This is a genomic window from Blastococcus sp. SYSU DS0669, from assembly GCF_054050895.1.
This window is the reverse complement of the sequence record NZ_JBJHAE010000001.1, coordinates 1-16,866: the sequence shown is the minus strand read 5'-3', so window position 1 is coordinate 16,866 and position 16,866 is coordinate 1. Positions and strand designations below refer to the sequence as shown.

The window sequence follows — 16,866 nt, the reverse complement described above, 5'->3', positions numbered from 1 at the left end:
CTCACTTCCCCCCGCGCGTCCACCGTCGGGTCTCGAACCGGCAACGATCCCTTGCCCCCGAGTCGCCAACCTGCGGGTACGGGAGCAAGGTCGGGGTGGACGACCTGCCCCGATCGCGGAGGTTCCCGTGCGCACCACTCGATTGATCTCCCTGGGCGCCGTCGGCGCGCTCGCCCTCAGTGCGTGCAGCGGTGGCGGCGAGAGCGTCGACACCGGTGCCGGCGGCGGCGGGGGCGGCGGCGGCGACGTGCTCGTGGCCGCGGTGAGCGCCCAGCCCGACCAGTTCGACCCGCACGTGACCAGCGCCTACCCGAGCTTCCAGGTGCTGGAGAACGTCTACGACACCCTCGTCGTCCCGAACGCGCAGGACCTGACGATGGAGCCGAGCCTCGCCACCGACTGGGAGGTCAGCGAGGACGGGCTGACCTGGACGTTCAACCTGCGGGAGGGCGTCACCTTCCACGACGGCAGCGAGTTCGACGCCGCGGACGTCGTCTACTCGTACAACCGGATCATCGACGAGGAGCTCAACAACGCCTACCGGTTCGCCACGGTCGAGAGCGTCGAAGCCGTCGACCCGCAGACCGTCGAGATCACCGTCAGCCAGCCGACGCCGAACCTGCCCGCCCTGATCGGCGCCTTCAAGGGCATGGCGATCCTGCCGGAGGGCGCCGCCGAGGAGTACGACCTCACGACCGAGGCGGTCGGCACCGGCCCGTTCACGCTGGAGAGCTCCGACGCCAGCAGCACCGAGCTCGCCGCCTACGAGGACTACTGGGGCGGCGCGCCCAGCATCGGCGGCGTCGAGTTCACCTACATCACCGAGCCGGCCGCGGCGCTGACCGCGCTGCAGAACGGCGAGGTGCAGTGGACCGACAACATCCCGCCGCAGCAGATCGAGTCCCTCGAAGGTGACGACGCCGTCGAGCTCGCGACCACGCCCAGCGTGGACTACTGGTACATGAGCATGAACTACGACCGGGAGCCCTTCGGCAACCCGCTGGTGCGCCAGGCGATCGCCACCGCCATCGACCGCGGTGCGGTGACCGAGGCGGCCCGGTTCGGGGCGGCGCAGCCCAACCAGACCGCCATCCCCGAGGACAGCTTCTACTACTACGACTACGCGCCCTTCGAGCCCAACGTGGAAGAGGCGACGGCGCTGCTCGAGCAGGCCGGGGTGCAGACCCCGATCACCATGGGGCTGATGGTCACCGACGAGTTCCCGGAGACCGTCACCGCCGCGCAGGTCATCGCCAGCCAGCTCGAGCCGATCGGGATCGAGGTGGACGTCCAGACCGTGGACTTCGCCACCTGGCTGGACCGGCAGGCGCAGGGCGACTTCGACGCGTTCATGCTCGGCTGGCTGGGCAACATCGACCCGTTCGACTTCTACCACGCCCAGCACATCACCGACGGCTCCAGCAACTACCAGGGTTACAGCAACCCGCAGGTCGACCAGCTGCTCACCCAGGCATCCACGGAGACCGACGAGAACGCCCGCAAGGAGCTCTACGACCAGGCCGCGAAGCTGATCGTGGACGACGTCTCCTACCTGTACCTCTACAACCCCGACGTCGTGCAGGCCTGGGCGCCAGGGCTCTCCGGGTACGAGATCCGGGCCGACAAGGCCATCAACTTCGAAGGCGTGGAGCTGCCCTGACCGGCTACGTCCTCCGGCGGATCGGCCAGTCCGCGGTCGTCCTCGCCGGAGTGAGCGTCATCGTGTTCGGCCTGGTGCACCTGGTACCAGGCGATCCGGTGCGGCTCGCGCTGGGCACCCGGTTCTCCCAGGAGAGCTACGACGCCCTGCGCGAGCGTTCGGGGCTGGACCAGCCGCTGTTCGAGCAGTTCTTCAGCTGGTTCGGCCGGGCGCTCACCGGCGACCTGGGGGTGAGCTTCCGCAGCGGCGAGACGGTGACCTCCCAGATCGCCGAGCGGCTGCCGGCGACGCTGACGCTGGCGCTCGCCTCCATCCTGGTGGCGCTGCTCATCGCCGTCCCGCTGGGCACGATCTCGGCGCTGCGCCCGCGCTCGCTCGTCGACCGCGCGGCCACCGTGATCAGCCAGTTCGGCATCTCGGTGCCGGACTTCTGGATGGGCATCGTGCTGATCTTGATCTTCGCCGGGACGCTGGGCTGGCTGCCCTCGGGCGGCTACGTCCCGCTCACCGAGGACCCGGGCGGGTGGCTCCAGCGGCTGCTCATGCCTGCGCTGGTGACCGGCGTGGTGTCGGGCTCGGTGATCACCCGGTTCGTGCGGTCCAGCATGCTCGAGGCCCTCGGCGCCGATCACGTGCGCACGGCGCAGGCCAAGGGGCTGCCGACGCGGCAGGTGTTCACCTGGCACGTGCTGCGGAACGCGCTGCTGCCGTTGGTCACGGTGACCGGCGTGCAGCTGGCCTACCTGCTGTCGGGGGTGGTGGTCGTGGAGATCGTCTTCTCGTGGCCGGGGCTGGGGCAGCTGGCGCTGCAGGCGGTCCAGGCCCGCGACTACCCGGTGCTGCAGGGCGCGATCCTGCTCTTCGCGCTGGTCTTCCTGGTGATCAACCTGGTGGTGGACCTGCTCTACACCGCCATCGACCCCCGGATCCGCCGATGATCCCCAGCCGAGTCCTGCTGCCGACCCCCAGCCGAGTCCTGCTGCCGACCCCCAGCCGAGTCCTGCTGCCATGAGCATCCAGCCGACCCCAGGGCCCCCGCCCTACCAGGGCAGGGATGGCGAGCGTCCGCCCGAGACGCCGGAGGAGCCCCCGGGCGGGTCCCCGCAGCGGGACACCTCGCCCGAGCCGCCCACCCTGCGCCCGGCCCGGCCGCGGTGGCGCGAGACCCTCAGCCTGCTGGCCCACAACCCGACGGCGGCGATCGCCTCGGTCGTCCTGCTCTTCATCGTGGTGGTGGCGGTCTTCGACGACACCTTCGCGCCGGAGGGGGCCAACGACATCTCGGTGGCCGACCGGCTCCAGTCGCCGAGCTGGGAGCACCCGTTCGGCACCGACGACCTCGGCCGCGACATCCTGAGCCGGGTCATCCTGGGTGCCTCGGTGTCGCTGCGCGTGGGGTTCCTCGCCGTCGGGTTCGCCCTCGTCGTGGGCACCCTGATCGGCCTGCTCGCCGGCTACTACGGCAAGTGGGTCGACGACGTCCTCATGCGGGTCATGGACATGCTCTTCGCCTTCCCCGCGGTGCTGCTCGCGATCGCCGTCCTCGCCGTCCGCGGGCCCGGGTCGGGCAACACCGCGCTGGCGATCGGGATCGTCTACACGCCGATCTTCGCCCGGGTCACCCGCGCCAGCGTGCTCGGCGTGCGCGAGGAGGTGTACGTGCGGGCGTCCCGGTCGGTGGGGGCGTCGGACTGGCGGATCCTGACCCGCCACATCCTGCCCAACGCCGCGCCGCCGATCATCGTGCAGACCTCGATCAGCCTGGCGTTCGCGGTGCTGGCCGAGGCGGCGCTGTCGTTCCTCGGCCTGGGCACGCAACCGCCCAACCCCTCGTGGGGGCTGATGCTCGCCGAGGGGCGCGGCTACATCGAGCTGGCCTGGTGGCTGGCCTTCTTCCCGGGGATGGCGATCTTCCTGACCGTGCTGTGCTTCAACCTGCTCGGCGACGGGCTTCGCGACGTCCTCGACCCGCGCCAGCGCACCCAGATGGCCGGGGGCTCACGGGCGGCCGGTGCGGCCGCCGCCGCCGACACCGGCGGGGGTGGGCGGTGACCGCGCCGGTGCTGGAGGTCGAGGACCTGCGGGTGCGGTTGCGCACCCCGCGCGGGCCGGCCGACGTCGTCAACGGGCTGAGCTACACCGTGGGCCCGGGGGAGACCGTCGCGGTCGTGGGGGAGTCCGGCAGCGGCAAGAGCGTCTCGGTGCTGGCGCTGCTCGGGCTGCTCCCCGCGCGGGTGGCGACGGTGACCGGCCGCGCCGTGCTGCAGGGCGAGGACCTGCTGACCATGTCGCCCGAACGGCTGCGCCAGGTGCGCGGCCCGGGGGCGGGCATGGTGTTCCAGGACCCGATGACGTCGCTCAACCCGGTGCTCACCATCGGGCGGCAGCTGGTCGAGGGCATCCGTGCGCACGGCGAGGTCTCCAAGCAGGCCGCGCGGGACCGGGCGACGGAGCTGCTGCGCGAGGTGGGGCTGCCCGATCCGGGCCGGGCGCTGGACCGCTACCCGCACGAGCTCTCCGGGGGGATGCGCCAGCGGGTCGTCATCGCGATCGCGCTGAGCAACTCGCCCTCGCTGCTCATCGCCGACGAGGCCACGACGGCGCTGGACGTGACGGTGCAGGCGCAGATCATCGACCTGGTCGAGGAGCTGCAGGCCGAGCACGGCACCGGGGTCATCTGGATCACCCACGACCTCGGCGTGGTCGCCGGCATCGCCGACCGCGTGCTGGTCATGTACGGCGGCCGGTGCGTCGAGGACGGCACGGTCGACGACGTCCTGGAGCGGCCGGCGCACCCCTACACCCGCGGCCTGCTCGGCTCGCTGCCCGACCTCGCCGCCCCGGTGGGGCCCGACGGCGAGGTGCCCGAGCTCACCGCCGTCCCCGGGCTGCCGCCGCCGCCCACCGACCTGCCGCCGGGCTGCGTGTTCTGGCCGCGCTGCCCCGTGCGGGCCGATCCGCGCTGCGAGACCGAGCAGCCGCCGCTGGCCGTGGTCGGCCCCTCCGGTGGGGCGCTGCCGCACCGGGCGGCGACCTGGTGCGCCGAGGGGGAGGAGCCGCGATGAGCGAGCGGGGGCCGGCGGGGGCGCACGCCTCGCAGGGAGCGCCGGTGGCCGAGCATGGGACGGCGCCGGGGGGCGACGTCCTGGTCTCCGCCCGCGGGCTGGAGGTGCACTTCCCGCTGCGCGGGCAGGGCCGCGGCACGCCCGCCCGGGTGCTGCGCGCCGTCGACGGGGTGGACCTCGACATCCTGCGCGGGGAGGCGCTGGGCCTGGTGGGGGAGTCCGGCTGCGGCAAGTCCACGCTGGGCAACGCCCTGCTGCGGCTGGTGCCGCCGACCGGGGGCAGCGTGACCTTCGACGGCACCGACGTGACCTCGCTGGACCGCCGCGGGCTCAAGGAGATGCGCCGGCGGGCCGGGATGGTCTTCCAGGACCCGTTCGCCTCGCTCGACCCGCGGCGCACCGTCGCCCAGACGGTCAGCGAGCCGCTGGAGGTGCACGGGCTGCGGTCGGGCAAGCGGGAGCGGGCCGAGCGGGTGGGCGAGCTGCTGGAGCTGGTCGGGCTCGACCCGGTCGTCGCGGGGCGCTACCCGCACGAGTTCTCCGGCGGTCAGCGGCAGCGCGTCGGCATCGCCCGGGCGCTCGCCGGGGAGCCCGACTTCCTGGTGTGCGACGAGGCGATCGCCTCGCTCGACGTGAGCGTGCAGGCCCAGGTGCTCAACCTGCTGCGCCGGCTGCAGCGGCAGCTGGGGCTCACCCTGCTGTTCATCTCGCACGATCTCTCCGCCGTCCGGCACATCTCCGACCGGATCGCCGTCATGTACCTGGGGCGGATCGTCGAGATCGGCCCCGCGGCGGCGGTGGGTTCCGAGCCGCAGATGCCCTACACGCAGGCGCTGCTGTCGGCGGTGCCCGTGCCGCACCCGGCGCAGGAGCGGGCGCGGAAGCGGGTCGTGCTGCGCGGCGACGTCCCCTCGCCGTCCGACGTCCCCTCGGGCTGCCGGTTCCGCACCCGCTGCCCGTACGTCTTCGAGCCGTGCGACGACGTCGACCCGGCGCTGCAGCCGGCGGGCGCGCCCGGCCAGCTGGCCGCGTGCCACCTGCACGGCGTCGCCGGGACGCCGGTCACCGAGACGCCGGAGGGCGTCACCGCCGACCCCTGACGCTCTGGATCGCTGTTGATCATCGTCGTGTGGCTGGAGACACGCCGGCGGTGGGCGCCAGATGACGATGATCAACCGGGGAGGGGCGTCAGACGGTCTCGCCGACCAGGCGCGGGCGGGCGGCGGCCAGCCCGACGGCGAGCTGGGCGACCACCACGGCGAGCAGCATCCACAGCCCGGGCGCCCACTCGCCGGTCGCCTCGTGCAGCAGGCCGACGGTCAGCGGCCCGGTGGCCGCCACCAGGTAGCCCACGCTCTGCGCCGCCGCCGAGAGTCGCCCGGTCTGGCCGACGTCGCGGGTGCGCTGGAGGATCAGCGTCATCGCCAGCGGGAAGGCGATGCCGGTGCCGAGGCCGTAGAGCACCGCCCACAGCAGCGGGGCGGATGCGGGCGCCGCGAGCAGGCCGACGATCCCGGCGATCACCGGGATCGTGCCGGCCAGCACCCACGCGCCCTGGCCCGGGCGGCGCGCGGCCAGCGGCGGGACGACGAGGGACGCGGGCAGGCCGAGGGCGGCGGCGAGCGCGACCAGGCCGCCCGCGGCCACCGGGGAGACGCCGGCGTCGGACTCCAGCACCTCGGCCAGCCAGGTGAGCATCGCGTAGAACGACAGCGACTGGAGACCGAAGAAGAGGGTCACCGCCAGCGCCACGCGGTCGCGCAGGACGGCGGTGCGGGCGCCGGCCGGAGCGGGTGGAGGGGGCGGGACGGCCCGCCGCGCGCGGGTGAGGGCGGCCATGCCGAGCAGCGCCGCGAGCACCGGCACGGCCCACAGCAGCAGGCCGGTGCCGGCGCTGCCCGCGAGCCCGGCCAGCGGCTGCGCCAGCCCCGCCCCGATGCTGGCCGAGGCCGCCATGGCGGCGACGATCATCCCGAGCACCAGGGCGCTGCGGTTGCCGTACTCCGCGCGTGCCGCGGCGGGCAGCAGCACGTTGGCGACGGCGATGCCGCCGGTGAGCAGCACGGTGCCCAGGAAGAGCCCCGGGACGCCGGCCAGCCGGAGCCCGATCCCGGCCGCCAGCGCGACGACGCCGAGGAGCACGGCCCGGTGCACCCCGAACCGGGCGGCCAGGGCCGGCGCGAACGGCGAGACCAGCCCGAAGCAGACCAGCGGGAGCGCGGTGACGACGGCGAGCGCCCCGGTGGAGAGGGTGAACTCGTCGCCGAGCTCGGCCAGCAGCGGGCCGACGGCGGCGAACGGCGCGCGCAGGCACAGCGCGACCAGCACGAGGGCGGCGGCCGGGAGCGCGAGCCGCCAGGCGGAGCGCCGTCGGGTGGCGGGGGCGGTCACGAGCGGGCGCTGCGGCCGAGATCGTGCTCGATCTGGGCGGCGGTCTCCAGCAGCGGCGGCACGTAGTCCTGCTCGAGCTGCGCCACCGAGGTGCGGCTGGCGCTGACCGACAGGTTGACCGCGGCGACGACGGCGCCGGACCGGTCACGCACGGGGGCGGCGGCCGAGCGCAGGCCCTCCTCGAGCTCCTGGTCGACCATCGCGTAGCCGCGCTCGCGCACGTCGCCGAGCACCCACCGCAGCACCCCGGGGTCGGTGACGGTGCGCCCGGTGAGCGGCTCCAGCCGGGCGCGGTCGAGGTAGGCGGTCAGCTCCTCGTCGGGGAGCCCGGCGAGGAGCACCCGCCCCATCGACGTGGCGTAGGCGGGGAACCGGGTGCCGACGGTGATCATCACGGTCATGATCCGCTTGGTGTGCACCCGCGCCACGTACACGACGTCGTCGCCGTCGAGCACCGACAGCGACGAGGACTCCTCCACCCGCTGCACCAGCGACTCCAGGTGCGGCTGCGCGACCTCGGGGAGGGTGAGCCCCGAGAGGTAGGAGTAGCCGAGCTCCAGCACGCGGGGGCGGAGGGAGAACTCCCGCCCCTCGGCGCGGACGTAGCCGAGCTGGACGAGGGTCAGCAGGAAGCGCCGGGCGGCCGCGCGGGTCAGCCCGGTGGCGCGGGCGACCTCGCTGAGCTGCAGGCGGGGGTGCTCGGCGTCGAAGGCGCGGATCACGGCCAGGCCGCGGTCGAGGGACTGCACGTAGGTGCCGTCCCGGACGGGCACCGGCCGCTCGTCGGGCACAGGGGTCACGGCGCTCCTTCGCTCCGGCGGGGTGGTGAGCGCGATCACCATACGGTGCGCATGATGAACGCCTGTGCGGAGAGCGCACGACATGACGGTCGGATCACGACGGATTGACGTGACTGCCCTCACGTGCGAGCGTCGTGCACGTTCACATGGCACACAGATGTTCGCACAGCGAACACGTGCCTGGAGTCGCCATCGATCCGAGGAGAACTCATGCGCCGCACCGTGGCAGCGCTCGTCGCCGCCCCCCTGCTGCTCGTCACCGCCTGCGGCGGATCCGACGAGGAGCCCGACGCCGGCGCGGCCGGCGGCGGTGGCGGTGGAGAGCTCGAGCAGGTGTCGGTCGGGGTCATCCCCATCGTCGACGTGGCGCCGATCTACCTCGGCGACCAGCAGGGTTTCTTCGAGGAGTGCGGGCTCGACCTCACCCTCGAGACCGGCCAGGGCGGTGCCGCCATCGTCCCCGCCGTGGTGAGCGGGCAGTCGCAGTTCGGCTTCAGCAACATCACCTCGCTGCTGCTCGCCGCCAGCGAGGGCCTGCCGCTGCAGGTCGTCGCCAACGGCGTCGCCTCCACCGGTGAGCAGGGCGCGGACTTCGGCGGCATCGTCACCACCCCCGACAGCGGCATCGCCGGCGCCGCCGACCTCGCCGGCGCCACCGTGGCGGTCAACACGCTCAACAACATCGGGACGACGACGGTCCGCGAGTCGGTGCGCGCCGCCGGCGGCGACCCCGACAGCGTCCAGTTCGTCGAGCTGCCGTTCCCGGAGATGCCCGCCGCCCTGGAGCAGGGCAACGTCGACGCCGCCTGGGTGGTGGAGCCGTTCCTCGCCGTCGCCACCGACGCCGGCGCCACGGTCGTGACCTCGAACTTCGTCGACACCGCCGACGACCTCACCGTGGCCGCGTACTTCACCAGCGAGCAGTACGCCCAGGAGAACCCCGAGGCCGTCGAGTGCTTCAGCGACGCGATGGCGCAGTCGCTGGAGTACGCGCAGGCGAACCCGGACGCCGTCCGCGAGGTCCTGGACGAGTACACCGAGATCGACCCGGCCATCGCCGAGGCGATGACCCTGCCGGCCTGGCCGGCCGAGATCAACCGCGACTCGGTGCAGACCCTCTCCGACCTGGCGGTCGAGGACGGGCTGCTCGACGAGGCTCCGGACCTGGACGCCCTGCTGCCGTGACCGGTTCCACCGCCACCCGCACGGCGGCGGACCCCGCCGCGTCGCCGGCCCGCTCCCCACGAGCGGGCCGGCGCCGGCCCGTCCCGGCCTGGGTCCTGGGGCTGCTCGGGCTGGTCGCGCTCGTCGCGCTGGTCGAGATCGCCCCGCGGATCGGGCTCGTCCCGCGCCGCTGGTTCCCGCCGTCGTCGGAGATCGGCGCGGAGCTGGTCGAGCAGTTCGGCCGCCCGGAGTTCTGGACCGCCGTCCTGGAGACCCTGAAGGGCTGGGCGATCGGCCTGGCCATCGCCGCGGTCGCCGGCGTGCTGCTGGGGCTGCTGCTGGGCACCTTCCGGTTCGCCCGGGAGTTCTCCGCGTCCACCATCGAGTTCCTGCGGCCGATCCCGTCGGTGGCGTTGATCCCGATCGCCGTCCTGCTGTACGGGAACGACCTCGAGAGCGAGCTCCTGCTCGTCGTCTACGCGTCGTTCTGGCAGATCCTCATCCAGGTGCTCTACGGGGTGCAGGACGTCGACCCCGTCGCCCAGGACACCGCCCGCGCCTACGGGCTCGGCCCCTGGGCGCGGGTCCGGCACGTCACCTGGCCCACCGCGCTTCCCTACGTCATGACCGGCCTGCGCCTGGGCGCGGCGGTCGCGCTGATCCTCGCGGTCACCGCCGAGCTCGTCATCGGCACGCCGGGGCTGGGCCAGCTGCTCGCCACGGCCCAGAGCAGCGGCGCGGTCGTGGCCGCGTACGCGATCGTCGTGACCACGGGCATCCTCGGCGTGATCGTCAACCTGGTCTTCCGGGCCATCGAGCGGCGGGCGCTGTCGTGGCACCCGTCCCAGCGAGCGGAGGTGGCGGCGTGAGCGTGCTCCGCCGGGTCGCGATGACCCTCGGCCTGCCGGTGATCCTGCTCGCCGCCTGGTGGTTCGCCAGCGCCGGCAGCACGAGCTTCTTCTTCCCGCCGCTGTCGGAGATCCTCGACAGCCTGGTCGAGGAGTGGTTCGGCCCCCGGCTGGCCGCCGACGTCTGGCCCAGCCTCTACCGGCTGGCCGCGGGTTACGCGCTCGCCGTCGTGGTGTCCCTGGCCCTCGGCGTCCTGATCGGCACCTCGCGCACGGTGCGGGCGCTGACCGAGCCGGTGTTCGAGTTCTTCCGGGCCATCCCGCCGCCGGTGCTGGTGCCGATCTTCATCCTGCTGTTCGGCCTCGGCGACGGGATGAAGATCGTCGTCATCGCCTTCGGCTGCATGTGGCCGATCCTGCTGAACACCGTCGAGGGCGTGCGCGCCGTCGACGAGGTGCTCAGCGACACCGGCCGCGTCTACGGCCTCACCGGCTGGTCCCGGCTGCGGCGCCTGGTGCTGCCCAGCGCCAGCCCGCAGATCTTCGCCGGGCTCCGCCAGGGGCTCTCGGTCGCGATCATCCTCATGGTCATCAGCGAGCTGTTCGCCGCGAGCAACGGGCTGGGCTACGCGGTCGTCCAGGCGCAGCGCAGCTTCGCCATCCCGGAGACCTGGGCGGGGATGCTCATGCTGGGTCTGCTGGGCTTCCTGCTGTCGCTGCTGTTCCGGCTCGTCGAGAGCCGGCAGCTCGCCTGGTACCACGGCCTGCGCCGGGCCCAGCGCTCCTCCTGACCTCCTCGACTTCCCGGAAGGGGAACCTCGTGCTCGACGTCCGTGGCATCAAGAAGGTCTACGAGAGCAAGGACCGCACGGTCGAGGCCGTCCGCGACCTGACGTTCACCCTGCCCGCGGGCGAGCTGGCCTGCCTGGTCGGCCCCTCCGGCTGCGGCAAGACGACGCTGCTGAAGATCATGTCCGGCCTGCTGGAGCCCACCTCCGGTGAGGTGCGCATGGAGGGCGAGGTCGTGAACGGCCCGCCGCCGGGCATGGCGGTGGTCTTCCAGGAGTACGGGCGCAGCCTCTTCCCCTGGATGACCGTGCGCGACAACGTCGAGCTCCCGCTCAAGCAGAAGAAGCTGGCATCGGCCCGGCGCACGGAGCTGGTCGAGGAGTCGCTGGCCGCCGTCGGCCTGGCCGAGGCGCACGCGGCCTACCCGTGGCAGCTGTCGGGCGGCATGCAGCAGCGGGTGGCCATCGCCCGGGCGGTCGCCTACGAGCCGCACGTGCTGCTCATGGACGAGCCGTTCGCCGCCGTCGACGCGCAGACCCGCGCCGACCTCGAGGACCTCATCCGGAGCCTGTGGCACCGCTTCCAGGTGACCACGCTGTTCGTCACGCACGACATCGACGAGGCGGTCTACCTCGGCCAGCGGGTGCTCATCCTGTCCAACTCGCCGACGGTGATCCGCGACGACCTCGTCATCGACCTGCCCGACGAGCGTGACCAGCTCACCACCCGCTCCTCGCCGCGGTTCGCCGAGCTGCGGGCGCGGGTCTACGAGCAGATCCACCGGGCCAAGGACGAGAAGGAGGCCGCGGAGGCAGCACAGCCCGTGGCCGCCGGCCCCGTGTCCGGCCCCGCGCCCGCCGCCCCCGACCACTCGGGGTTCTGACCGCTCCGCAGGGCCGACTTCGAGGGGCCGACTTCCGGGAAGTCGGCCCGTGGCGGGCGTTCGGGCGCCCGCTTTCCCCGAAGTCGGGTTGCGGGCCCGGGGTGAGAGACGCGAAACGGGGCCCCGGCAGCTGTGCCGGGGCCCCGTTCGCCGTCTCTCGCGGGGTCAGCGGCCGGCGCGCTCCGCCTGGGCGAAGCCGCTGCGCAGGAACCGGTCGATGTCGTGCCAGCTCGGGCCGGCGCGGTGGACCACCCGCTCGCGACCGAAGGCGTTCGTGAGCCACGTCGTCGACTCACGGGCGCCGATGATGTCGTCGACCGAGTGGCCGGCACCGGGCACGAGGGAGAACCGCGCCTCGTTCCCCGCGGCCGTCGTCGTGTCGTAGACGAGCTGGCTCTGGTTGTAGGGGAGCAGCGGGTCGGCCAGGCCGTGGAGCACCCAGATCGGGATCTCGTCGCCCTCGATGTAGCTGCTCGGGTCGGCCGCCTCGGTCTCCGCCGGGCAGTCCTGGATGCTCACGAGCTCGGTCGGGAAGACCTCGCCGGGGCACTCGATCAGCCGGCTCTCCGGGGAGTCCGGTGCGTCGTGGGGGTAGATGCCCTCCTGCATCGGGAGGTCGTTCTCTGCCGCGAAGGCGTCCATGGACAGGAAGTCCGTCGGTGGGAAGAACGGCACGGCCACCTGGACGGCGCTGGAGGTCCCGTCCACGCCCGTCTCGCCGGGCAGCTCCAGGACGTCGCTCGTGGTGGCCGCGAACGCCGCCGACCAGCCGCCCGACGAGTTGCCCATGAAGGCGAAGCGGTCCGGGTCGAGGCCGTACCGGTCGGCGTTCTCCCGCAGGTAGCGGACGGCGGCGCGGACGTCGTGGCCCTGCGCCGGGAAGCGGGCGTCGAAGCTGGAGCGCACGTTGATCGCCGCGACGGCGTACCCGCGGCCGGTGAACTCCTCGACGACGTCGAGCGCCTGCTCGCCGGTCTTGACGTCGTTGCTGAACCACGCGGAGCCCGAGTGCCAGATGACCAGCGGCAGGCCGCCCCTCCCGCGGGCGTCCGGGAGGTGCAGGTCCAGCAGGTTGCCCGGGGACGCCGGGCCGTAGGCGAGGTCGCTCACGACGGTGGGCTCGGACGGCGGGGCCGCGTGGGCCGGGGCGGCGAGGGAGACGGCCAGTGCGGCGGCGAGGCCGCAGCCGGCCGCGAGGCCCTTCCGGGCGGTGCGTGCGGTGGGGCGCATGTGTGTCGAGCTCCGATTCAGTGGGGGCGTTGTCGCCGGTGCGGAGACTGAGCGGCTGTGACGCTAGACACACGGCGGGACGTTGACGAAGCAGACCTTCCGCTGCCCGGAAACGCCCTGCGGAGGGCGTGGCGGGGCCGGTCGAGAGACGGTGGATCGGGCGCTGGCAGGGCCCGCAGCGCCCGGTTTCCCGCATCTCGCCGTCGGCTGGGAACTCCCGAGGCAGGACCTCTGGTGGAATACCCCCGGGGGGTATAACCTTCGTGGCGGTGCAGGCCACCCGAGCCGCCTCCCGCACTTCTTCGGCGGGGTCCGGCGGCCGGTCGGTGGAGGAGTGCGAGGCAGAGGAGAAGGTCATGTCAGATGCGACGAGCCGCCCGGACGGCTACGCGGCGGCGCCGAAGGCGACAGTGGCCGGCCACCACCACGGCCACGGCCACGGTGGTGGGCCGACGCACGGACAGGGACTGCCGGTCGCCGCCGGCGACAACCGCGTGGACGTGGAGGACCCGTTGCGCGCCGCCGCCGGCTCCACTCCCGACGGCCACGGCGCGTCCCACGGCGGGCACGCGGGGCACGCCGGGCAGGGAGACCACGACGGCCACGCGGGGCACGCCGGGCATGGCGGTCACGGCGCTGACCACGTGGCGATGTTCCGCCGGCTGTTCTGGCTCATGCTGGCGCTGGCGGTGCCGACGGTCCTGCTCAGCGGCATGTTCGCCGACATCGTCGGCTACACGCTGCCCGACGTCCCCGGCCGGGAGTGGGTGTCCCCGGTGCTCGGGACGGTCATCTACGTCTGGGGCGGCCGGCCGTTCCTCACCGGAGCGGTCGGGGAGGTCCGGGCCCGCAAGCCCGGGATGATGCTGCTCATCGGCATGGCCATCACCGTGGCGTTCGTCGCGTCCTGGGGTGCCACGGTGGGCGTGCTCTCCCACGAGCTGGACTTCTGGTGGGAGCTGGCGCTGCTCGTCGTCATCATGCTGCTGGGGCACTGGCTGGAGATGCGCTCCCTGGCGCAGACCTCCTCGGCACTGGACTCGCTCGCCGCGCTGCTGCCCGACGAGGCGGAGAAGGTCGTCGGCGACGACCTGGTCACCGTGTCCCCGGCCGAGCTGGCCGTCGGCGACGTGGTGGTCGTCCGTCCTGGTGGGCGGGTGCCGGCCGACGGCGACGTCGTCGACGGCACCGCCGAGGTGGACGAGTCGATGATCACCGGGGAGTCCCAGCCGGTCCGCCGCGGCGTCGGGGACACCGTGGTGGCCGGCACCGTGGCCACCGACACCGCGATCCGGGTGCGGGTCACGGCGGTGGGAGAGGACACCGCGCTGGCCGGCATCCAGCGGCTGGTCGCAGATGCGCAGTCCTCCACCACGCGCGCGCAGCTGCTGGCCGACCGGGCGGCCGGCTGGCTGTTCTGGTTCGCCGTCGGGGCCGCGGCGGTCACCGCTGTCGTGTGGAGCCTCTACGGCGCGCCGGACAGCGCGCTGGTCCGGGTGATCACGGTGCTGGTCATCGCGTGCCCGCACGCGCTGGGCCTGGCCATCCCCCTGGTGGTGTCCATCTCCACCGAGCGGGCCGCGCGGGGCGGCGTGCTGGTCAAGGACCGCGGGGCGATGGAGCGGATGCGCACCGTCGACACCGTGCTCTTCGACAAGACCGGCACCCTGACCAAGGGGGAGCCGGCGGTCACCCACGTCACCGGGGTCGGCCTGACCGAGGACGAGGTGCTGGCGCTGGCCGCGGCGGCGGAGGCCGACAGCGAGCACCCGCTGGCCCGCGCGATCGTCGCCGCCGCCCGGCAGCGGCACCTGCCCGTGTCCCCGGCGGCGGAGTTCCGCGCGTCGGCCGCGGTCGGGGTCACCGCCACCGTCGACGGGCACACCGTCGCCGTCGGCGGCCCGAACCTGCTGACCGAGCACGGCCTGACCCCGCTGCCCGACACCCGGCCGTGGGCCGCCGACGGCGCGACGGTGCTGCACGTGCTCGTCGACGGGCACGTCGCCGGCGCGCTGGCCCTGGCCGACGAGATCAGGCCGGAGTCCCGGGATGCGGTCGACGCGCTGCACGCGCTCGGCGTCGACGTCGTCATGATCACCGGCGACGCCGAGCCGGTCGCCCGCGCGGTGGCCACCGAGCTGGGCATCGACCAGGTGTTCGCCGGGGTGCGCCCGGAGGACAAGGCCGCGAAGGTCGCCGCCCTGCAGCAGCAGGGCCGGGCGGTCGCCATGGTGGGCGACGGCGTGAACGACGCCCCGAGCCTGGCGCGCGCCGACGTGGGCATCGCGATCGGGGCCGGCACCGACGTCGCGATCGGCTCCGCCGGGATCATCCTGGCCTCCTCCGACCCGCGCGCGGTGGTGTCGGTGATCCGGCTGTCACGAGCCAGTTACCGCAAGATGCAGCAGAACCTGTGGGCCGGCGCCGGCTACAACCTGATCGCGGTCCCGCTGGCCGCCGGGGTGCTCGCCCCGATCGGGTTCGTCCTCCCGATGGAGGTCGGCGCCCTGCTGATGAGCCTGTCCACCGTGGTGGTGGCCTCCAACGCCCAGTTGCTGCGGCGGCTGGACCTGCGCCCGGAGGCCAGCGTCGCCGAGGTCGCCGCCGGCCGGGCCGCCCCGGCCCGGCGCTCCGGGGCGGCCGCGGAGCCGACCATCGCCGGCCGGCGCTGACCGGGTCCGGCCGCCGGGCACCGTCCCGGCGGCCGGCCATCGCGGGCGTCGTAGCCTCGCCCGAGGAAGGGGGTGGAGATGGCGGCACGAGGATGGACAGCGCTGCTGCTGCTGGCCGCCGTCTTCGCGATGCACGGCCTGCAGTGCACCGCCGCCGGCACCGAGCACCCAGCCGGTCACGGCGCCGCTCCGGTGGCGGCAGCCCCCGCCGGGCTGCTCGAGGGCGGCCTCCACACCGGCCCGGTGAGCCCCGGCCTCGAGGCGCACAGCAGCGCCCACGCCGGTGAGCACGGCAGCATCCAGGGCGCCGCCGCGATGGTCGCCGCGGCCCCGCCGGTCGGCCTGCTCGCCGCCGACCACGGCAGTGCGCCGGCCGGAGCGGGCGGGCACCTGTGGGCGCTGTGCCTGGCGGTGGTCGCCGCCGGGCTGGCGGTGCTGCTCGCCCTGCTGCTGCCCCGCCTGCTGACGCTGCTGCCGGCGGCGTGGGCGCGGCTGCGCACGCACGCCTCCGCCGCCCTCGCGCCACTGCGCCCGCCGGACCTGCACGCCCTCTGCCTGCTGCGGATCTAGGCCGACCGCCGCCACCGCCCCGCCTCCAGCGACCGTGCTGGCCCGGCGGCGGTGCACGCGCACGCCCACCGGCCCACATCCGCAGCTCCAGGAGACACCCACCATGACCCGCACCACCGCACGCCTGACCGGCCTCACCGCCGCCCTGCTCACCGGCGCACTCGTCCTCGCCGGCTGCGCCGACGACACCGGCGCTCCCGGGCACGGCTCGATGATGAACGGCAGCGCCTCCTCGGCCGGCTCCTCGGCCGCGCAGGCCGAGTTCAACGACGCCGACGTCGCCTTCGCCCAGGGCATGATCCCCCACCACCGGCAGGCCATCGCCATGGCCGAGCTGGCCGAAGGGCGCGCCGCCGACCCCCGCGTGCTCGACCTAGCCGCCCGCATCCAGGCCGCGCAGGACCCCGAGATCCAGACGATGACCGGCTGGCTGCAGGACTGGGACGCCGACGGCGGGCACATGGACGACGGCATGGACGGCATGGACCACGGCGACGGCGGCATGCACCACGGCGAGGGCGGGATGATGTCGGCGGACGACATGCACGCGCTGATGTCCGCCACCGGCGCTGAGTTCGACCGTCTCTTCCTGTCCGGCATGATCGTCCACCACCAGGGCGCGGTGGAGATGGCAGCCGAGCAGTCCGCGGACGGCCGCAACGCCGAGGCGCTCGCGCTGGCCCAGTCCATCCGCGACAGCCAGAACGCCGAGATCGCCGAGATGCAGCGACTCCTCACCGAGCTCGACGGCTGACCCGGCCGCGGCGGGGGCGGGCCGCCACCGGCCCGCCCCC

At 73.8% G+C, this 16,866-nt stretch carries 15 protein-coding genes; 12 read left to right on the top strand and 3 right to left on the bottom strand.

The genetic code is table 11. The features are described 5' to 3' along the window. Positions 1-127: 127 nt before the first annotated feature. The 5 genes from ACI792_RS00075 (at position 128) to ACI792_RS00055 (ending at position 5,825) form a co-directional block, all read left to right on the top strand. On the top strand, positions 128-1,660 hold the full coding sequence (locus tag ACI792_RS00075; RefSeq protein WP_456600767.1) for an ABC transporter substrate-binding protein: 1,533 nt from the start codon (positions 128-130) through the stop codon (positions 1,658-1,660). Continuing rightward, positions 1,657-2,598, top strand: coding sequence for an ABC transporter permease (locus ACI792_RS00070; protein WP_456601164.1), 942 nt, complete (start codon positions 1,657-1,659; stop codon positions 2,596-2,598). The genes ACI792_RS00075 and ACI792_RS00070 overlap by 4 nt, the downstream gene beginning before the upstream one ends. A 70-nt stretch (positions 2,599-2,668) precedes the next feature. Then, complete coding sequence (locus tag ACI792_RS00065; protein ID WP_456600766.1) at positions 2,669-3,712, top strand: ABC transporter permease; 1,044 nt, start codon at positions 2,669-2,671, stop codon at positions 3,710-3,712. Continuing rightward, complete coding sequence (locus ACI792_RS00060) at positions 3,709-4,725, top strand: ABC transporter ATP-binding protein (RefSeq protein ID WP_456600765.1); 1,017 nt, start codon at positions 3,709-3,711, stop codon at positions 4,723-4,725. The genes ACI792_RS00065 and ACI792_RS00060 overlap by 4 nt, the downstream gene beginning before the upstream one ends. Further along, positions 4,722-5,825: an ABC transporter ATP-binding protein gene (locus ACI792_RS00055; RefSeq protein WP_456600764.1), complete on the top strand. Its 1,104-nt coding sequence runs from the start codon at positions 4,722-4,724 to the stop codon at positions 5,823-5,825. Before ACI792_RS00060 ends, ACI792_RS00055 begins: the two co-directional genes overlap by 4 nt. Before the next feature lie 88 nt (positions 5,826-5,913). Here ACI792_RS00055 and ACI792_RS00050 read toward each other — a convergent pair whose 3' ends face one another. Beyond that, positions 5,914-7,116 (bottom strand): MFS transporter, encoded by a 1,203-nt coding sequence (locus ACI792_RS00050; RefSeq protein WP_456600763.1) that lies wholly within the window; start codon positions 7,114-7,116, stop codon positions 5,914-5,916. Beyond that, positions 7,113-7,916, bottom strand: a complete 804-nt coding sequence (locus ACI792_RS00045) for an IclR family transcriptional regulator domain-containing protein (RefSeq protein WP_456600762.1) — start codon at positions 7,914-7,916, stop codon at positions 7,113-7,115. Before ACI792_RS00045 ends, ACI792_RS00050 begins: the two co-directional genes overlap by 4 nt. A 210-nt stretch (positions 7,917-8,126) precedes the next feature. On the opposite strand from ACI792_RS00045, the gene ACI792_RS00040 reads away from it, so the two are divergent. The 4 genes from ACI792_RS00040 to ACI792_RS00025 are packed head-to-tail and all read left to right on the top strand — an operon-like array spanning position 8,127 to position 11,600. Further along, the gene (locus tag ACI792_RS00040; protein ID WP_456600761.1) at positions 8,127-9,101 is read left to right on the top strand and encodes an ABC transporter substrate-binding protein; all 975 of its coding nucleotides are present in this window, start codon (positions 8,127-8,129) and stop codon (positions 9,099-9,101) included. Next, the gene (locus ACI792_RS00035) at positions 9,098-9,949 is read left to right on the top strand and encodes an ABC transporter permease (RefSeq protein WP_456600760.1); all 852 of its coding nucleotides are present in this window, start codon (positions 9,098-9,100) and stop codon (positions 9,947-9,949) included. Before ACI792_RS00040 ends, ACI792_RS00035 begins: the two co-directional genes overlap by 4 nt. Next, entirely contained in the window at positions 9,946-10,719 is a 774-nt protein-coding gene (locus ACI792_RS00030; RefSeq protein ID WP_456580050.1) for an ABC transporter permease, read from the top strand. The genes ACI792_RS00035 and ACI792_RS00030 overlap by 4 nt, the downstream gene beginning before the upstream one ends. Positions 10,720-10,748: 29 nt before the next feature. Then, complete coding sequence (locus tag ACI792_RS00025; protein ID WP_456580051.1) at positions 10,749-11,600, top strand: ABC transporter ATP-binding protein; 852 nt, start codon at positions 10,749-10,751, stop codon at positions 11,598-11,600. 165 nt (positions 11,601-11,765) lie between these two features. Here the strand turns inward: ACI792_RS00025 and ACI792_RS00020 are convergent, their stop codons facing one another. Continuing rightward, positions 11,766-12,830 (bottom strand): alpha/beta hydrolase fold domain-containing protein, encoded by a 1,065-nt coding sequence (locus ACI792_RS00020; protein ID WP_456600759.1) that lies wholly within the window; start codon positions 12,828-12,830, stop codon positions 11,766-11,768. A 356-nt stretch (positions 12,831-13,186) separates the two neighbouring features. On the opposite strand from ACI792_RS00020, the gene ACI792_RS00015 reads away from it, so the two are divergent. The 3 genes from ACI792_RS00015 (at position 13,187) to ACI792_RS00005 (ending at position 16,826) form a co-directional block, all read left to right on the top strand. Further along, positions 13,187-15,502 carry a heavy metal translocating P-type ATPase gene (locus tag ACI792_RS00015; protein ID WP_456600758.1) on the top strand — a complete coding sequence of 772 codons (2,316 nt, stop codon included), beginning with the start codon at positions 13,187-13,189 and terminating at the stop codon, positions 15,500-15,502. Between the two features lie 78 nt (positions 15,503-15,580). Further along, positions 15,581-16,072 (top strand): hypothetical protein, encoded by a 492-nt coding sequence (locus tag ACI792_RS00010; protein WP_456600757.1) that lies wholly within the window; start codon positions 15,581-15,583, stop codon positions 16,070-16,072. A gap of 103 nt (positions 16,073-16,175) precedes the next feature. Beyond that, the gene (locus tag ACI792_RS00005) at positions 16,176-16,826 is read left to right on the top strand and encodes a DUF305 domain-containing protein (protein ID WP_456600756.1); all 651 of its coding nucleotides are present in this window, start codon (positions 16,176-16,178) and stop codon (positions 16,824-16,826) included. Positions 16,827-16,866: the final 40 nt, after the last annotated feature.

Coding starts and splice junctions, on each gene's coding strand:
- ACI792_RS00015 (WP_456600758.1), top strand. CDS start 13,187: ATGTCAGATGCGACGAGCCGCCCGGACGGCTACGCGGCGGCGCCGAAG.
- ACI792_RS00065 (WP_456600766.1), top strand. CDS start 2,669: ATGAGCATCCAGCCGACCCCAGGGCCCCCGCCCTACCAGGGCAGGGAT.
- ACI792_RS00055 (WP_456600764.1), top strand. CDS start 4,722: ATGAGCGAGCGGGGGCCGGCGGGGGCGCACGCCTCGCAGGGAGCGCCG.
- ACI792_RS00005 (WP_456600756.1), top strand. CDS start 16,176: ATGACCCGCACCACCGCACGCCTGACCGGCCTCACCGCCGCCCTGCTC.
- ACI792_RS00020 (WP_456600759.1), bottom strand. CDS start 12,830: ATGCGCCCCACCGCACGCACCGCCCGGAAGGGCCTCGCGGCCGGCTGC.
- ACI792_RS00040 (WP_456600761.1), top strand. CDS start 8,127: ATGCGCCGCACCGTGGCAGCGCTCGTCGCCGCCCCCCTGCTGCTCGTC.
- ACI792_RS00010 (WP_456600757.1), top strand. CDS start 15,581: ATGGCGGCACGAGGATGGACAGCGCTGCTGCTGCTGGCCGCCGTCTTC.